Consider the following 15,354-nt stretch of genomic DNA (forward strand, 5'->3'; position numbering starts at 1 on the left):
GTCATAAAAACGTAAAATTGAACCATGGTACAAGTAATTGTGATGCCTGCTTCGGCCTCTTGGAATAGTCCAAATTACCTATTCAGCCATTGCCAACATCAGAAGCTGACGCAAGGTATTGGCATTGTATCAAGGGAAGAAACCAAAAGTATCAAATAATTTACCCGCGAAAAGTAACAAGTTGTCTTTCAGGGAGAATCTACCGCGCCCGGTTCAACCAACGCAGCGTCAGTTCGCCCAGGCGTTCTGTGCGTTGGCGCAGAACCGTGCAGGGCGGCAATGAGTCCAAAAACATCTGCCCATACCGCTTGGTCAGCACCCGTTTATCCAGCACGGCCACCACCCCTTCATCTGTGCCGCGCCGAATTAAGCGACCAAAACCCTGCCGGAAACGCAGCACGGCCTCCGGCACAGAATATTCAAAAAAGGCGTTCTCAAAAGTCTCTGACCGAGCGGCAAAAACCGGGTCCGAGGGCACATCAAAGGGCAGTTTGGCAATGATCACACATTGCAGCGCCGGGCCGGGAATGTCCACGCCCTCCCAAAAAGAGCGCGTGCCCAACAACACTACCCGCGCCCCTTCCTGCTTAAATTGGGTCATCATCTGCTGGCGCGACATGCTGCGCCCCTGCGCCAGGGTGAGAATACCGGCGTCGGCCAGCGGGCCTTCGATGGCCTGAGATGTCTGGTTAAGCTGGCCGTAAGCGGTAAAGAGTACCATCGTCCGGCCACCCAACGCCACCGCCACATCCACAATAGCGCTTTCCAGATAGCGCTGATAGCCAGGTTGATTGGGTTCGGGCATGTCGGAAGCCAGGTAGAGCAGCACGGCGTTTTGGTAATCAAACGGTGAGCCGACAGCCAACTGCCGCGCGTCCTGAGCGTGCAGGCGTTGGCGCAGGTAGGTAAAGTCCGCCTCGTTCCACCCCCCAGCGCCGGCCGTGCGCATGGTAGCCGAGGTGAGGATAACTGTTTCCAGCGCGCCGAAAATGTGCTTTTCTACCAGCGGCCCCACGTGCAGCGGCGCGGCATGCAGCGACAGCCGTTCTTTAAACACCTCGACCCAATAAATCATGTCGTCTTGCGGTTTTAAGATGATGCGGTCCAGGTTTTGCCGCGTCTCTTCCAGGTCACGAGCAGCGCCGGCCAACGATCTCTGCAAATCCTCGCCGTTCTCAATGTCGAAGTTGTAAATATGGTCGCCCAGCCCATCGGCCAGTTTGTCAAAACCCGTTACCAGACTTTTGAGATGTTTGCCCAGGCTGTCCCAGGCCATTTCCACTTCATCGTAATTGGGTTGGGCGCGCACGGCCGTTGTCAGGCGAATTTGTTCGGCAAACTGGCTGCGCCGGTTGACAAAATCCTTCAAAAAGAAGCCCAGGGTCACAAAAAAATCGTCCAGGCGCATGGCCGCCTCTTGCGCCTCATGGCGCATGGCGTTGCTGGTGGTTTCCAGCGGTGCATACAGTTCGCGTGGCAGTTGATTGCGTGTGCGCGCCAGCAACTGACCGATGAGTCCGGCGCTGGGTTTGGTGACTTCGTCCAGCACCGCCTCCAGGAAAAATTTGTCGGCGCGGAAACTCAGGCCATCGGTAACGGCCGTTTCCAAATGATGCGCCTCGTCAATGATCAAATCCTTAAAAACGGGCAGAATGTGATTTTCGCTGGCCATGTCGGCCAGCAGCAGCGAATGGTTCACAATGACAATGTGGGCCTGCTCAGCGCGCATCCGCGCCAGGTGCAGCGGGCAGCGCGCCTGGGCGCAATGTTCCGCAGTACAGACCTTGTTTTCGCCGTTCAACCGCGCCCAGGCCTGCCGTTCGCCCGGCGTGCGCAGCACAATCTCGCCCACGTCGCCGGTCTGGCTGTGCGGCAGCCAGAGCAAAATACGGGCATAGAGGGTCATGTCATCGGCGTTGGTGGGGCCGTTGTGGCGCATTTGCTGGAAAAGGCGGGTGCAGAGGTAGTTGCTGCGCCCTTTGCGAATGGCCGCCCGCAGTTCAAAGGGCAGCACGCGCCGCAGTTCCGGCAAATCTTTGAGGATGAGCTGGTCTTGCAGGTTGATGGTATTGGTGGAGACGACGACGCGACGGCCGTTTTGTACCGCCCAGAAAGCCGATGGCAGCAGGTAGGCCACGCTTTTGCCCGTGCCTGTGCCCGCCTCGACCAGGGTGTGCTGCCCCTGGTTGAAGGCATCGGCAACGGCCGTCATCATCTCCACCTGCTGCGGCCGATATTCAAAGTCTGGAAAAAGCTGGCTAAAGTTGCCGCCCGGTTCCAACATAGCGGCGATCAAGTCGGCGTCCAGCGGCTTCACTTTTTCCAGGGGAACAGGAATTTGCCCGGTGGGTTTTTCCGGGTTGAACAGTTCAGGCAGACGTTGGGTGGCAGGCCGGGAACGGCCGTCGCTAAACGCCAGTCGCGCCTTTTCCGCCAACACTTCCTCAAAAAAGAGCGTTTCCGGCCAGGCAATACGCCGCCCCGCCTGCACAATCTCTTCAATCTGCCACATTTCCAGAGCCAACGCCCGCTCCCGCAGGGCCAGGAACAGCTCCACCGTCTGCTCGGCATCGTCCAGAGCGCGATGGGTTTGCCCACCATTGGGGTCAGGCAGTTCCAGATAGTGGACCAGCGATTCCAGATCATACCGCCCCGCCTCTGGAACCAAAATAGAGGCCAGGGTGATGGTGTCCAGGCGGTGGTTGCCCACCCCCAAGCGCTCCTCGTTTAGAAAACCGAGGTCAAAATCCACGTTGTGGCCCACCAGGACGTTGTCGCCCAGCACCCCGCGCAGGCGCGTGCGCACGGTGAACATGGTCGGCGCGTCGGCCACCATCTCGTTGGTGATGCCGGTCATGCCGGTGATCATGGGCGGGATGTCGCGGTGCGGGTTCACCAGTGAAGCGAACTCGTCCAGGATGTCATGCTCGCGCAGGGTAATGGCAGCCACCTCAATGATGGCGTCTTTTTGCGGGTCTAGTCCGGTGGTTTCCACATCCACGATGACGTAAGTTGTAGACATAAGTTAATCCGTGATGGGCTGTGTCATGCGTCAGGCGTCAGGCGTCATGAATCAGGCTTCATGGGTAGAATAGGGAGAATTATAGCACGGATTTTCTAGCGCTACTGCCCTGCCAATTGCAAAATTAAGGCAATCGCCTTACCACGTGTCCATCATAAGAACATGCTGGCCAACAATCAGCAGTTCTCATTTTGCAATCCAGCCGTAGGAGCGGGACAGGCGGCGCAACGTCTTTGCCAATCATCAATGCCTTGCCTCCCGCCTGTCTGGCCCCTCTTTGGGTCCCATTGGGCGAGACGGCGTGGGAAAAGGCCGTCCGCTGCGGCTGTTTTCTGGGCGCGCCGTCCCGCCCCTACCGTACACCACGACAAATTGAGAACTGCTGGCCTAAAATTCCCACGCTTGACGCTCTCCAGGGCATATGGTAGACTACTTTATGTTTACCAAATGAATTCACGTCGTGAAATCATTGAATTTCCCCACAACAAGTTAGGAGGACGCCCGTGAAACGGAAGACAATCATCCCCTTCTGGTTGGTAGCAGCAGCAGTATTTCTGCTCCTGGCGCTGTCTGCCTGTGTGCGGCCGGTGCCGCAGCCCGAGGCCAGCCCCACCCCCGTACCGATAGAAAACCCCACCATCGCCCCAGAGATCACCGTGCCCACGCTGGCGCCACCTGTGGTAACACCAGACCCTTACCCGGCCCCCGGCGATGCCACAGCGACGCCGGTTGGTGAAGCGCCTGGCGGTGAAACACAACCCCAGGCAACGCCGGTTACTGATCCCTTAGGACCACAAAGCCACACGGTACAGCCAGGTGAAACCCTGAACAGCATCGCCACTCTGTACAATGTTCCGGCCCAAGAAATTGCCATTGCCAACAATCTGGCTAATGTCAATCAACTCGATGTCGGGCAGGTATTGGTGATTCCAGTGGCCGGTTCTACGCCGCCGCCTGTGGGTACAACACCCCCCACCGTTGGCGAGCAAGTTCACGTGGTTCAGGCTGGCGATAATTTGTTCCGCATTGGGCTGCGGTATGGCTTCACAGTCAACGAACTGGCGACCTATAACGGCATTGCCAATCCCGAACGCATCTTTGTGGGGCAGGTGATTCGGATCCCGCCGCGTTAAGGAACGACGTTTAAATAACGAAGGGCTTCAGGCCCCCGACGCTTTCCTGGCGTTGGGCGCTTTTACACCTGGGAGCCAGTCCACATTTTGTTGGTGAACCATATACGTGATGCGTGGCATTGATTGCGCATCACGTATTTTGTTAACGAACCAGGCATTGACGACCAGGCTGCACATGAACACGCCGACCAAACTATTAACCATTGCCGGGTCAGACAGCGGTGGCGCGGCCGGTTTGCAGGCCGATTTGCGCACCTGGGCTGTGCTGGGGGCGTATGGCATGAGCGTGGTCACGGCCGTTACCGCCCAAAACTCCCTCGCCGTCCAGTCGGTACAGTTCCTGTCGCCAGACTTTGTTACCGCCCAACTGGAAGCGGTGTTGTTTGACTACGGCGCCGACGCCGTGAAAACTGGCTTTTTGGGCCGCGCTGCCATCATCAAAGCTGTCGCCGCCGGTTTACGCCGCTTTGCCGTGCCGCGCCTGGTGGTTGATCCGGTGCTGGTAAACCATAAAGGAGAGGCCATGTTTGACACGGCCGTCACCGACGCCTACATCAGCCATCTCTTCCCCCTGGCCCACCTGCTCACGCCTAATCCGGCCGAAGCCGGGCTGCTGCTAGACATGCCTGTACGCTGTCTGGCGGATGGCGAAACGGCCGTGCGCCGCCTGCACGCCCTCGGACCACAGCACATTTTGCTCAAACGCATCCCGGCCGGCGGCCGGCTGGTGGATTTGTTTTTCGACGGCCGTACCAGCCGACGCCTGCCAACCACCAAAATCCACACCCACAACACTCACGGCAGCGGCGATGTGTTTTCGGCGGCTATCTGCGCTTATTGGGCGCAGGGCATGGAGCTGGAAACGGCCGTGCCCCAGGCCCAAACCTTCACCGCCGCCGCCATTCGCCACAGCGCCCAATGGCAGTTGGGCGGCGGCCACGGCCCTGTCTGGCCGACCGATTCATCTGCTTGACGAAGGCAAAATTTTTGATACTCTGTACGTTCAAAATGTTTTGAACGCAAGGGTTTTTGATGAACGAGAAATTAATCGCCGTCAATGAAAGTACAATTGCCGGAATCGGCCGTCTGGCGCGCTACTTTGGATTTGCCGAGGTCATGGGCCGACTGTTTGGCACGCTGTTGATGAGTCCTGATGCCATGTCCCTGGACGATCTGGCCGCCGAGCTGGAAATCAGCAAAGGGTCTGTCAGCATGAACATGCGGGCATTGGAGCGTTGGGGCATGGCCAAAGAAGTGTGGATGCGCGGCGACCGCAAAAAGTATTACGCCGCCGAGCATGACCTGTGGCAGATCATTCGCAGCATCCTGAGCAGCCGCGAACGGCGTGAAGTGGAGCTGGCCCTACACGTCTTAGGCGACAGCATCGCCAAATTGCAGTCCGCCCGCGGCGAATTATCGCCCGAAGAGCGGCAGTTGGCTGAATTTTATCTGGAGCGCATTGCCGATTTGCAAGCCTTTTTTACGGTGGCCCAGATGGCTCTGGAAGCTGTCTTAGGCCAGGAGGAGTCTTTGGACTTCGACGCCGTCACCAAGATTGAAATCGGCTGAAGTGTGAGGCAGTGTTCAGTGACCAGTGTTCAGTAAGCGCTGACCTGGCAAACGCAGACTGAACACTGAAAACTGAAAACTGAATTCATCGGAGGATTATGATGATCCAATTATTCGACAAAGCAACGGACGCCTTGATTGGCGAGGTAAGCGAAGCGCAGCTTGCTTTTTTAGTCAGCAATCTGGAAGAAGAAGACGTGGACGACATAGATTATTATCTGGATGAGGCCACATTAGATTTGTTAGCCGCAGAAGGGGCTGACCCTGACCTGATTTCTTTACTGCGTCAGGCTCTAGACCAACATGGGGAGCTGGAATTTCGTTGGGAACAGGCATGAGAATCGCTGTCGGTTCCACCAATCCGGTGAAGGTAACGGCCGTACAAACCATCGTCAGCCAATTGTGGCCGGAGGCGGTGGTAACGGCCGTGTCCGTCGCCACCGGCGTCAGCCACATGCCCCTGAACGATGACGAAACCATCACCGGAGCGCGCAATCGGGCGCGGGCAGCGCGGGCAGCCGTAAATGCCGACCTGGGCTTTGGCCTGGAAGGCGGTGTACATCCAGACCCCATAGGCCTGGTGCTGCAAGGCTGGGTGGTGGTGACAGATGGCAACGGCCGTGAAGGAATCGGCGGCGCCGGCCGTTTGCGCCTGCCGGCCGGCCTTGCCAGCCGGGTGCTGGCCGGTGAAGAACTGGGTCCGGTGATGGACGAACTGCTGGGCGAGGCTAATGTCAAAGCCAAAGGCGGCGCCGTCGGCGCCCTCACCGGCGGCCTGGTCCCCCGCGCCCAGGCGTTCGCCCTCGGCGTCGCTTATGCGTTAGCGCCATTTGTCGCCCCAGAGTTTTATGATGAACAGACTGATAGTCAGATAGCCTTATAGTCGGGGAGTCGCCTCGCCCCAACCAATAGACTACCCGACTACCAGATCACCCTCGCCATGACTCCGCCACTCATTGACACCCACTTCGACGAAGAATTTGCCGATGCGCTGGCGCGGTTGGAATCTTATAACAAGCATTTGTATCGCCCAAACACCTACCTGCATAAGTGGTGGGCACGGCGCTGCGGCAGCACCTTCCGCCTGATCCTCAAAGCGTTGATAGAGGATGAGGCAGCGCGTGATTATTACACGCCAGGCGGGCTGGAAGGCAAAATCATCCTGGACCCGATGATGGGCGGCGGGACAACCCTACATGAAGCTGTCCGCCTGGGAGCCAACGTCATCGGCGCGGATGTGGATCCGATACCCGTTTTGCAGGCGCGCGCCAGTTTATCGGCAATCCCAACAACACAGTTAGCGCAGCAATTTAAACAGTTTCATCAATCTTTGCGCACTGAGCTGGCCGACCATTTTCGTACAACCTGCCCCCAATGCGCCCGCGACGTAGCTTTGTGGTATGTGTTGTACGGTTTGCGTCGGCGCTGCGCGTGTGGGGAAGCGTTGATTGTAGACAGCCTGACACTGCGCCACAACAACGATGGCTCAGTGGTTCATCTGGACCCAACGACCCACGACGTTTGTCTGGACGGGGTTGTGTTTAGCCGCGCGGAGACTAAGGAGAAACGGCCGTTACGCGAACGCAGCAACAAAACCTGCCCTACCTGCCACACACCCTACCGCGAAATTTTGGACGCGCCATATTACCAGCGCTATGTTCCCCTGGCGGTCAGCGGTCACTGTCCCGAACATGGCCTGTTTTTTGCCGCCATGCGTCCCAACGATTGGGCCGCCATCCAACATGCCGATACACAGCGATCGGCAATTGACTTACCCGCCGCAGCGTTTGCCATTGGTCCCGGTTCTAAATCGCGCAGTTTGCACGAACGGCGCATTCACAGCTATCTGGATTTATTTAGCAGCCGACAATTGTTGTATTTGGCGGCGGCCATTAGCTGGCTAAATCGCCGGTCAGTGGTCCAAGACGAGTTTTCAGTCCTGATACGGCTCAATCTGGCTTTGTTGGTCTCTACAGCGCTGGAGTTTAACACGCTGCTGTGCGGCTATAAGGGTTACGGCGCGCGCCGACCGGGAGCCATTCGCCATGCGTTTACCTATCACGCCTACAGCTTTCCGTACACGGTGCTGGAAAACAATCCGCTGTACGGCCGTCGTGCTTCTGGCACGCTGGAAAATTTGTTTAACGGCCGTATCCTTCGCGGCCGGCGGTGGGCCAAAAATCCGGTGGAACGGCGGCCGGTCAGTGGGCGGCGAAGCTGCGCCGTGCCCATCGCCGGGGAAGTAGACGAAGGCACAGAGGCAGCCCAGTTTGACGAATTGGGCAGCGGCCGTCGCCGTTTTTTGCTCATCCAGGGTTCCTCCACCCACCTCGATCTGCCCGATAGCAGCGTGGATTTCATCGTCACCGACCCACCCTATTTTGACAGCGTACAGTACAGCGACCTGGCAGCTTTCTTTCGCGTCTGGCTGCGCCAACTGCTGCCGGAAAGCGACGGCTGGAGCTACGAGCTGGACCAATCGGCCGTTGAGCAAACCACCAACGGCAGCGGCGCCGATTACACGACCATTTTAAGCGGGATTTTTGCCGAATGCGCGCGGGTGTTGCAGAAGGGGAACGGCCGTCTCATTTTCACCTATCATCATTGGAACCCCAAAGGCTGGGCGGCGCTCACCCTGGCCTTGCGGCGCGCCGGGTTTAGTTTGGTGAACCGTTACGTCGTCCACGCCGAAAACCTGGCGTCGCGCCACATCGTCGGCCAAAACGCCCTCGTTCATGACGTGATTTTGGTATGCGCCCCGGCCCGAGAGATCAGCGAGACGGGGTGTGAATGGGAGGCGGTAACGGCCGTTACCCTCACCAACAGCTATCAATTCTGTTATGATTGTGGCAGCGTGCTGGGCTGGCTGCTCCACGCCGACCACGATGAAACAACCATCGAAACCACCTGGTGCAACTTATTGACCCCATCAAGTTAAACCGCCGAGGCGCGGACAACGCAGCGAAACAGAAAAACTGCGGGCGCTCCGTGCCTCCGTGGCGAAAAAGCTATGACGCTGGAAATTGAAAAACTAACCGCAGACCTGGAACAAATGGCCCTGACCACAGCGCGGCGTTATTTGCTGCGCCAGGAACGGCTAGACGAAGCGCTGGCAGCCCTGGCAACCTACCGCACCAACTGGACGGCCGTCTCCCAAGCCCTGTCTCTGGCCCACAAAAAAGCCGACCCCAAACTGTACCGCGCCGCACGGCCGTTCGACGATAAAGAGCCGCTGGATACGGCCATAGACGCGCCCGTCCCACCACCCCAGGCCACCATCCTTGCCACCGACGGCTCGCAAATCCTGCCCGACCGCCACGCCGCTTACCTGTATTATCTCATCAACGTTGGCGGGATTATCTACCACCACGGCGATAGCCGAGGCCACGGCGACAGCCGAGGCCTCGGCAGCAGCCGCGCCCCGGAGACCTTCGCCGTGCCCAAACTGGTCTACCCACCGGACGACAACAACCTGGACGATTTCAACAGCAGCAGCGGCGCGGTCAGCATCGAGCGCGACCTGCTGGAAATTGATACCCTGGCGCGGCAAACCTTCCACCATCGTCACGACAGCGACATTGTGCTGGCGGTGCTGGACCAACGGCTGCTCTACTGGCCCATCGGCTCGGCCGGCGTGGCCGAAAACGCGGCCGTCACCGAATGGGGCAGCAGCATGACGGGCATTCGGCAGGCAGGGGCGCTGCTGTGCGGCTATATTGACCGGCCAGGAACCAGCGCCGTCACTACACTGCTAAAATCGGTAACGGCCGTCTCTGACCCCACGTTCATTTGGCGCACGCTGGGCACGCAAAAAGCCACCCAGGGCCTCACCGACCGCGACTTGTTCGGCGCGCTGCTGGCCCCAGGCCAACGCAGCAAAGTGTTCGTCTACGTTTCGCCGCCCAACGAGACCTTTGCCGCCCAAGACCCGGCCAACGAGGTGTGCTTCTTTTACGTCAACCCGGCCACCCACGGCCGGGCGATTGCCCGTGTAGACATTCCCCGTTGGGTGGCCGAGGATGAAGGGGCGGTCACGGCCGTACACGCCCTCATCATAGACCAGTGCCGGTTGTTGGGTGATTATCCCTATGTGCTGGCAAGAGCGGACGAAACGGCCGTTGTCGGCCGGCAAGACGCCGCCGAACTCAACTTCATGATAGACATCATCATGGAACGTCACGGCATCCGTGAAGGCATCACCGCCAAGCAAGGCAGCAAAGACATTGCGCGGGGTGGGCGGACGCGGTTTAAATAGCCAATAGTCAATGGTTAATTATCAATGGTCAACGGCTGACAATTGACAATTGACCATTCACCATTGACAATTACTTCGGAGGTGCAATGTTTCACAACATTACAACTGATCCAGAAATTTTGAGTGGTAAGCCCTGCATTAAAGGCACGCGCCTGAGTGTGGAATTTATCCTGGAATTGTTCGCCAGTGGCGCAACGCAAGCGGATATTTTGCGTTCATACCCACAAGTGAAACATGAAGGACTGGAAGAAGCCTTACGTTGTGCGCGTTCGTGTTCGGCAATTGTGAAATAGGCTGCATGCCGCAGAAAATTTAACGGATCAACAGACATGAATCTAACCAATCAAGAATTTGGCCGGGTTTTACGCGCTTCCACCAGCGGCTTTGCCGTGGGCTGCCGCGTCGGGCAACTGCAAGGCCCCGCCTTCGGCAGTCTGGTCAAGGCGCAGCCGGTGGACGAGCGTGAGGCCATCTACGGCCTCATCTACGACATGCACGTAGACGACGATCCGCTGGTGCGCCGCCTGGTGCTGGCGGAAAATCCGCCGGAATCGGTCATCAACGACCAGCGGGATAACCGGCTGCTGCCGATTGAGATGAGTGTATTGGCGGTGGGCTACGGCGAAAACGGCCGTTTCCGCCACCATCTCCCCCCACGCCCACCCCTCAATCTGGACCCGGTGGAACTATGCCTGGACCGCGACGAAGTGGCCGGCTTCACCAACGACCTGGGCTATCTGCGCCTGATTTTGCGCGCCCAGGGCAGCGGCGTGCCCGTAGACCAGCTGTTGGTCGCCCACATCAGCCATGTCTACCGCCTGCGCGGCGGCGATGACGCCTGGGGGATGCGCGTCATCACTGAACTCATCGAACTATTGCGCGCCAACTACGACGTACTTATTCCCACGTTGGAAGCGGTCAGCGATGTGCTGGCGATTGGCGACTGGCGCGCCGAACTTTCATAACCAGGGTTACGTTTAACAATGCCGATTTTAGACAAATGGACATTAGATTTTATCAGCAGCAGCGTGGAACAGACGGTGCGGCTGGGGGTGCGGCTGGGTGAACTGCTACAGCCCGGCGACGTGGTCTGTTTGGTGGGCGATTTGGGGGCCGGCAAAACGGCCGTCGCTCGCGGCGTTGGTCGTGGCTGGGGCACAGGATTGCGCGTCACCAGCCCCACCTTTACCCTGGTCAACGAATACCCGCGCCTGAAAGACGGCCGTGTCCTCTACCACGTAGACTGTTACCGGCTGGAATCGCCCGCCGATGTCTGGACCGTCGGGCTGGAAGACATCCTCGACGACCAACAGACCATGATGATTGAATGGCCGGAGCGCCTGGCCCACTTGCTGCCGGCCGACCGATTAGAGATTCACCTGGCTTATCTTAACGAGACACGGCGCAGCCTGCGCTTCTCGGCTACCGGGCCACGCGCCGCCAACCTGCTGGCCGACTTTAAACTAAGCGCCTTTGGCGTCTAAAAGGGACTTATGATTCTGGCAATAGATTCCGCAACTCGTTGGGCAGGGCTGGCTTTGTATGACGGCACGGCCGTTATCGCCGAATATGGCTGGCGCTGCCTGAACAACCACACCATCGAAATCCCTCCGGCCATCGCCGAAATGGGGCAGCGCGTCGGCGTCAGCCCGGCCGACTGGAAAGGCATCGCCGTCGCCGTGGGACCTGGCTCCTACACCGGCCTGCGCGTCGGGCTGGCTTTGGGCAAAGGGTTGGCCTTGGCAAACCGCATTCCGCTCATCGGCGTGCCCACGCTGGATGTGGTGGCCGCGTCCATGCACCAATACCCAGACCAACTGCTGGCCGCTGCCGCCGCCGGCCGTTCACGGGTCTGCGCGGCCGTCTACGAATGGCAGGCGCGGGGTGGCTGGCAGGCGCGCCGCCCACCGGTTATTGATACCTGGGAAAACATCCTGTCCGGTCTCAGCAAGCCTACTTTTTTTGTCGGCGAAATCACCCCCGAAGCGGCCCGCCTCATCAAAGCCAGCAACAAGAGCTTCCGCGTGGCCTCCCCTGCCTTGTCCGCCCGGCGCGCCGGGTTTCTGGCCGAATTAGGCTGGCAGCGCCTGCGCAAAGGGCAGGTTGACGATGCCAGCAGCCTGGCCCCCATCTACCTGCGTGACCCGGCGGGGCAAAAAATCGAATCAGACGCCGCCAATTAACGCCCCATGCTGCAACCGCCACCGCCTTACTGCCTGCGCCCCATGCAGCTTGCCGACCTGAAGGCGGTGACGGCTATTGATCGGCTGGCTTACCCCACGCCCACCCGCGAAACCCTCTTCCGCCATGAATTGGAAGAGAATAAAATGGCCCATTACCAGGTCTTACAAATGGGCGATAGTATCGTCGGCTTTGCCGGCTACTGGCTCATCGGCGACGAGGTTCACGTAAGCACCATCGCCGTCCATCCACACTGGCAGGGCCGCCATTTGGGCGAACTGCTCTTTCTGAACATATTGCTAGACGTTTACCAGCATCCCGCCTGCCTGGTAACGCTGGAAGTACGCCGCAGCAATACCATCGCCCAGGCGCTGTACCAAAAATACCGGTTGGAAGTCGTCGGTGAACGGCGGGCCTATTACCGGGACACCGGGGAAGATGCGTTGTTGATGACGGTGACGCCGCTAGACGGCCGTTACCACCAATTCCTCGTCACCCAACAGGCCACCCTCTTTGCCCGCCTATCCACTGAGGCTTAGCCCACCCGCTCCTGTATAAACAGGTGAAACCCACGAACCCAGATTAACTTGAAGGATAGAACATGAAAATTTTCATCACCGGCGGCGCCGGGTTTATTGGCTGTAATTCGGCCCACCACTTTACCGCCCAGGGCCACGACGTGACCCTCTATGACAACCTCAGCCGCGTTGGCGCACAGGCCAACCTGGAATGGCTGCGCCAATCCCACGCCGACCGCCTCACCTTCATCCGCGGTGACGTGCGCGATTATGATCATCTGGCTCAGGCCATCGCCGGCGCCGATGTGGTGCTGCATCTGGCCAGCCAGGTCGCCGTCACCACCTCGGTGCAAAACCCGCGTGAAGATTTTGAGATTAACGCCCTGGGCACATTTAACGTGCTGGAGGCTGTGCGCCATCACGCGCCGCAAGCGGCCGTATTGTACGCCTCTACCAACAAAGTGTATGGCGGCATGGAAGACGTGGGAGTGGTGGAACAGGGCAGCCGCTACGCCTACGCGAATCATCCAGCGGGCATTGGCGAGGCGTATCCGCTGGATTTCCATTCGCCCTATGGCTGCTCTAAAGGCGCTGGCGACCAATACACCATTGACTACGCCCGCATTTATGGGCTGCGCACGCTGGTTTTCCGGCAGTCGTGCATCTATGGCGCCAGGCAGTTTGGCGTGGAGGACCAGGGCTGGGTGGCTCATTTTGTCATTGCCGCCCAGTTGGGTCGGGCTATCAGCATTTTTGGCGACGGCCGTCAGGTGCGCGATCTGCTGCACGTGTCTGACCTGATCCGCGCTTATGAGCTGGGCATTGCCAATATAGACCGCCTGGCCGGGCAGGCGATCAACGTGGGCGGTGGGCCGCAGAACACGCTTTCCGTCTGGAGTGAATTTGGCCCGCTGCTGGCCGAACTGGCCGGGCACGATGTGTCCATCGCCTACCACGAGTGGCGGCCGGGTGATCAGCGTGTTTTTGTGGCCGATATTCGCAAGGCCGAGCGGTTGTTGGGCTGGCGGCCGGCCGTGTCGCCAGAGCAAGGCATCCGCGATTTATGGGCGTGGGTGGCCGCCAATCGCAGCTTATTTGCCTGACAAAGGACAAAAAAAGTCCCCGGCGCTATGAAAAGCGCCGGGGACTTTGATGGTTGACATAACCGGGCTGACGGCCGTTACCCCATCCCAAACAACGTCTGGAACTTCATAACCGTATTCAGATCGCCTTCAACCTTGATCTTGCCGGACATAAACGCCATCATCGGGTTCAGTTTACCGCTGGTCATGTCCTCATAATCAGAGGCCGCCATGCGAATGGTGGCGGTAGCGCCGGGCGACGCGCCTTCGGCGACGGTGGCTTTGCCATTGGCAACCGACACAGTCCAGGCCCCGCCCCCATCTCCTGACAAATCAAAGACGACGTTGGCATTGAGATCGCCAGCTTTTTCGGCATTAAAACTGTTGGGCATATTGCTAAAGATATCAGCTACAGACATGTGGGAATCTCCTTCAGGTAAATTGGCTCCTACAAACGAGCGCAGACAAACAAATATTGATGAAAAGTATAACAACGGCCGTTACCCTGTCAAGCGTTCCACAATCACAAACTGCACATTGACAGCCGTTGATGGTTTACCTATCTCCAGGCATAATCAGCCCTGATGAACATCTTCACCTATGATTCGTTTACGTTTCCGCTGCCGGAGGGGCATCGTTTTCCCGCCGAGAAGTATCGGATGCTGCGTGAAGCCGTCGAAACAGCACAGGTTGTGCCGCCGGAAAAGCTGATCACTCCCACACCGGCGACGGACAACCAGCTTCGCCGGGCGCACAGCCAAGCATACCTGGATAAAGTGGCCAACGGCCGTCTCTCCGCCCCAGAAATCCGCCGCATTGGCCTGCCCTGGTCGCCAGAACTGGTCGTTCGCTGCCAGCATTCCGTGGGGGCAACCATTGCTGCCTGCCGCACGGCGCTGCAAAACGGCCGCAGCGCATCTCTCGGCGGTGGAACCCACCACGCCTGTTGGGACGAAGGGCAGGGCTTTTGCGTCTACAACGACACCGCCGCCGCCGCCCGCGCCATGCAGGCAGAAGGACGCGCCCGGCGTATCCTGGTGGTGGACTGCGACGTCCACCAGGGCAACGGCACGGCGCAATCACCCAGGGCGACGACACCATCTTCACTTTTTCCATTCACGGCGAGAAAAACTTTCCCTTTCGCAAAATCCCCAGCGACCTGGACGTGGGCTTGCCCGACAACACCGGCGACGCCAATTACCTGGCGGCGCTGGAACCGGCCCTGCGCACGGCCGTAGACAGTGCCCGCGCCGATCTGGTCATCTACCTGGCCGGGGCGGATGTGCATGAAGGGGACCGCCTGGGGCGTTTGTGCCTGAGCAAAGTGGGCATTGGCGCGCGCGACCGGCTGGTGTTGGGCAAGTGTCAGGCGGCCGGGCTGCCGGTGGCGGTGACGATGGCTGGGGGATACGGCCGTTCCCTCGCTGAAACCATCGCCATCCAACTGCAAACCATCCAGATTGCCGCGCATGGTTAGAGCCAGCCAGTCCGGCCGCTGTTTCACAAATAAACCCTGGACCAGCTAGACAATTCGGCGACCGGCAAGCCTGATGCCCCAAAAAAGGGACAGATTCGCAAATTCGGGGTCAAGGTC

15 protein-coding genes and 1 pseudogene are annotated in these 15,354 nt (G+C 58.8%); 14 read left to right on the top strand and 2 right to left on the bottom strand.

The features are described from left to right. Window positions 1-199: 199 nt before the first annotated feature. Window positions 200-3,022: a DEAD/DEAH box helicase family protein gene (locus tag IPM39_15740; GenBank protein ID MBK8987504.1), complete on the bottom strand. Its 2,823-nt coding sequence runs from the start codon at window positions 3,020-3,022 to the stop codon at window positions 200-202. 503 nt (window positions 3,023-3,525) lie between these two features. Here IPM39_15740 and IPM39_15745 point away from each other — a divergent pair. The 13 genes from IPM39_15745 to IPM39_15805 all read left to right on the top strand — a co-directional run bounded on the left by IPM39_15745 (window position 3,526) and on the right by IPM39_15805 (window position 13,781). Then, on the top strand, window positions 3,526-4,155 hold the full coding sequence (locus tag IPM39_15745; GenBank protein MBK8987505.1) for a LysM peptidoglycan-binding domain-containing protein: 630 nt from the start codon (window positions 3,526-3,528) through the stop codon (window positions 4,153-4,155). A gap of 109 nt (window positions 4,156-4,264) precedes the next feature. Then, complete coding sequence (gene thiD, locus IPM39_15750) at window positions 4,265-5,128, top strand: bifunctional hydroxymethylpyrimidine kinase/phosphomethylpyrimidine kinase (GenBank protein ID MBK8987506.1); 864 nt, start codon at window positions 4,265-4,267, stop codon at window positions 5,126-5,128. Between the two features lie 59 nt (window positions 5,129-5,187). After that, the gene (locus tag IPM39_15755) at window positions 5,188-5,724 is read left to right on the top strand and encodes a hypothetical protein (GenBank protein MBK8987507.1); all 537 of its coding nucleotides are present in this window, start codon (window positions 5,188-5,190) and stop codon (window positions 5,722-5,724) included. A 101-nt stretch (window positions 5,725-5,825) separates the two neighbouring features. Further along, entirely contained in the window at window positions 5,826-6,062 is a 237-nt protein-coding gene (locus IPM39_15760) for a galactosyldiacylglycerol synthase (GenBank protein ID MBK8987508.1), read from the top strand. Next, on the top strand, window positions 6,059-6,607 hold the full coding sequence (yjjX, locus tag IPM39_15765) for an inosine/xanthosine triphosphatase (protein MBK8987509.1): 549 nt from the start codon (window positions 6,059-6,061) through the stop codon (window positions 6,605-6,607). Before IPM39_15760 ends, yjjX begins: the two co-directional genes overlap by 4 nt. 57 nt (window positions 6,608-6,664) lie before the next feature. Then, on the top strand, window positions 6,665-8,662 hold the full coding sequence (locus IPM39_15770) for a hypothetical protein (GenBank protein MBK8987510.1): 1,998 nt from the start codon (window positions 6,665-6,667) through the stop codon (window positions 8,660-8,662). Between the two features lie 72 nt (window positions 8,663-8,734). Then, window positions 8,735-9,979 carry a DNA double-strand break repair nuclease NurA gene (locus tag IPM39_15775; GenBank protein ID MBK8987511.1) on the top strand — a complete coding sequence of 415 codons (1,245 nt, stop codon included), beginning with the start codon at window positions 8,735-8,737 and terminating at the stop codon, window positions 9,977-9,979. A gap of 86 nt (window positions 9,980-10,065) precedes the next feature. Continuing rightward, window positions 10,066-10,272: a DUF433 domain-containing protein gene (locus tag IPM39_15780; protein MBK8987512.1), complete on the top strand. Its 207-nt coding sequence runs from the start codon at window positions 10,066-10,068 to the stop codon at window positions 10,270-10,272. Window positions 10,273-10,308: 36 nt separating this feature from the next. Continuing rightward, complete coding sequence (locus tag IPM39_15785) at window positions 10,309-10,944, top strand: hypothetical protein (GenBank protein MBK8987513.1); 636 nt, start codon at window positions 10,309-10,311, stop codon at window positions 10,942-10,944. 18 nt (window positions 10,945-10,962) lie between these two features. Then, window positions 10,963-11,463, top strand: a complete 501-nt coding sequence (gene tsaE / locus IPM39_15790) for a tRNA (adenosine(37)-N6)-threonylcarbamoyltransferase complex ATPase subunit type 1 TsaE (protein ID MBK8987514.1) — start codon at window positions 10,963-10,965, stop codon at window positions 11,461-11,463. A gap of 9 nt (window positions 11,464-11,472) precedes the next feature. Next, complete coding sequence (tsaB, locus tag IPM39_15795) at window positions 11,473-12,162, top strand: tRNA (adenosine(37)-N6)-threonylcarbamoyltransferase complex dimerization subunit type 1 TsaB (GenBank protein ID MBK8987515.1); 690 nt, start codon at window positions 11,473-11,475, stop codon at window positions 12,160-12,162. 6 nt (window positions 12,163-12,168) lie between these two features. Then, entirely contained in the window at window positions 12,169-12,699 is a 531-nt protein-coding gene (gene rimI, locus IPM39_15800; GenBank protein MBK8987516.1) for a ribosomal protein S18-alanine N-acetyltransferase, read from the top strand. Between the two features lie 62 nt (window positions 12,700-12,761). Next, entirely contained in the window at window positions 12,762-13,781 is a 1,020-nt protein-coding gene (locus IPM39_15805; GenBank protein ID MBK8987517.1) for an SDR family NAD(P)-dependent oxidoreductase, read from the top strand. A gap of 77 nt (window positions 13,782-13,858) precedes the next feature. On the opposite strand, the gene IPM39_15810 is transcribed toward IPM39_15805, so the two are convergent. After that, entirely contained in the window at window positions 13,859-14,179 is a 321-nt protein-coding gene (locus tag IPM39_15810; protein ID MBK8987518.1) for an SCP2 sterol-binding domain-containing protein, read from the bottom strand. 165 nt (window positions 14,180-14,344) lie between these two features. On the opposite strand from IPM39_15810, the pseudogene IPM39_15815 reads away from it, so the two are divergent. Next, window positions 14,345-15,237: pseudogene (locus IPM39_15815) on the top strand (histone deacetylase). Window positions 15,238-15,354 lie beyond the last annotated feature (117 nt).

Origin of the sequence: Candidatus Leptovillus gracilis (assembly GCA_016716065.1) — a bacterium.
Classification (GTDB): domain Bacteria; phylum Chloroflexota; class Anaerolineae; order Promineifilales; family Promineifilaceae; genus Leptovillus; species Leptovillus gracilis.

Bases quoted from the DNA above. Each gene is read 5' to 3' on its own strand.
- IPM39_15740 (MBK8987504.1), bottom strand. From the start codon at position 3,022: ATGTCTACAACTTACGTCATCGTGGATGTGGAAACCACCGGACTAGAC.
- thiD (MBK8987506.1), top strand. From the start codon at position 4,265: ATGCGTGGCATTGATTGCGCATCACGTATTTTGTTAACGAACCAGGCA.
- IPM39_15755 (MBK8987507.1), top strand. From the start codon at position 5,188: ATGAACGAGAAATTAATCGCCGTCAATGAAAGTACAATTGCCGGAATC.
- IPM39_15760 (MBK8987508.1), top strand. From the start codon at position 5,826: ATGATCCAATTATTCGACAAAGCAACGGACGCCTTGATTGGCGAGGTA.
- yjjX (MBK8987509.1), top strand. From the start codon at position 6,059: ATGAGAATCGCTGTCGGTTCCACCAATCCGGTGAAGGTAACGGCCGTA.
- IPM39_15770 (MBK8987510.1), top strand. From the start codon at position 6,665: ATGACTCCGCCACTCATTGACACCCACTTCGACGAAGAATTTGCCGAT.
- IPM39_15775 (MBK8987511.1), top strand. From the start codon at position 8,735: ATGACGCTGGAAATTGAAAAACTAACCGCAGACCTGGAACAAATGGCC.
- IPM39_15780 (MBK8987512.1), top strand. From the start codon at position 10,066: ATGTTTCACAACATTACAACTGATCCAGAAATTTTGAGTGGTAAGCCC.
- IPM39_15785 (MBK8987513.1), top strand. From the start codon at position 10,309: ATGAATCTAACCAATCAAGAATTTGGCCGGGTTTTACGCGCTTCCACC.
- tsaE (MBK8987514.1), top strand. From the start codon at position 10,963: ATGCCGATTTTAGACAAATGGACATTAGATTTTATCAGCAGCAGCGTG.
- tsaB (MBK8987515.1), top strand. From the start codon at position 11,473: ATGATTCTGGCAATAGATTCCGCAACTCGTTGGGCAGGGCTGGCTTTG.
- rimI (MBK8987516.1), top strand. From the start codon at position 12,169: ATGCTGCAACCGCCACCGCCTTACTGCCTGCGCCCCATGCAGCTTGCC.
- IPM39_15805 (MBK8987517.1), top strand. From the start codon at position 12,762: ATGAAAATTTTCATCACCGGCGGCGCCGGGTTTATTGGCTGTAATTCG.
- IPM39_15810 (MBK8987518.1), bottom strand. From the start codon at position 14,179: ATGTCTGTAGCTGATATCTTTAGCAATATGCCCAACAGTTTTAATGCC.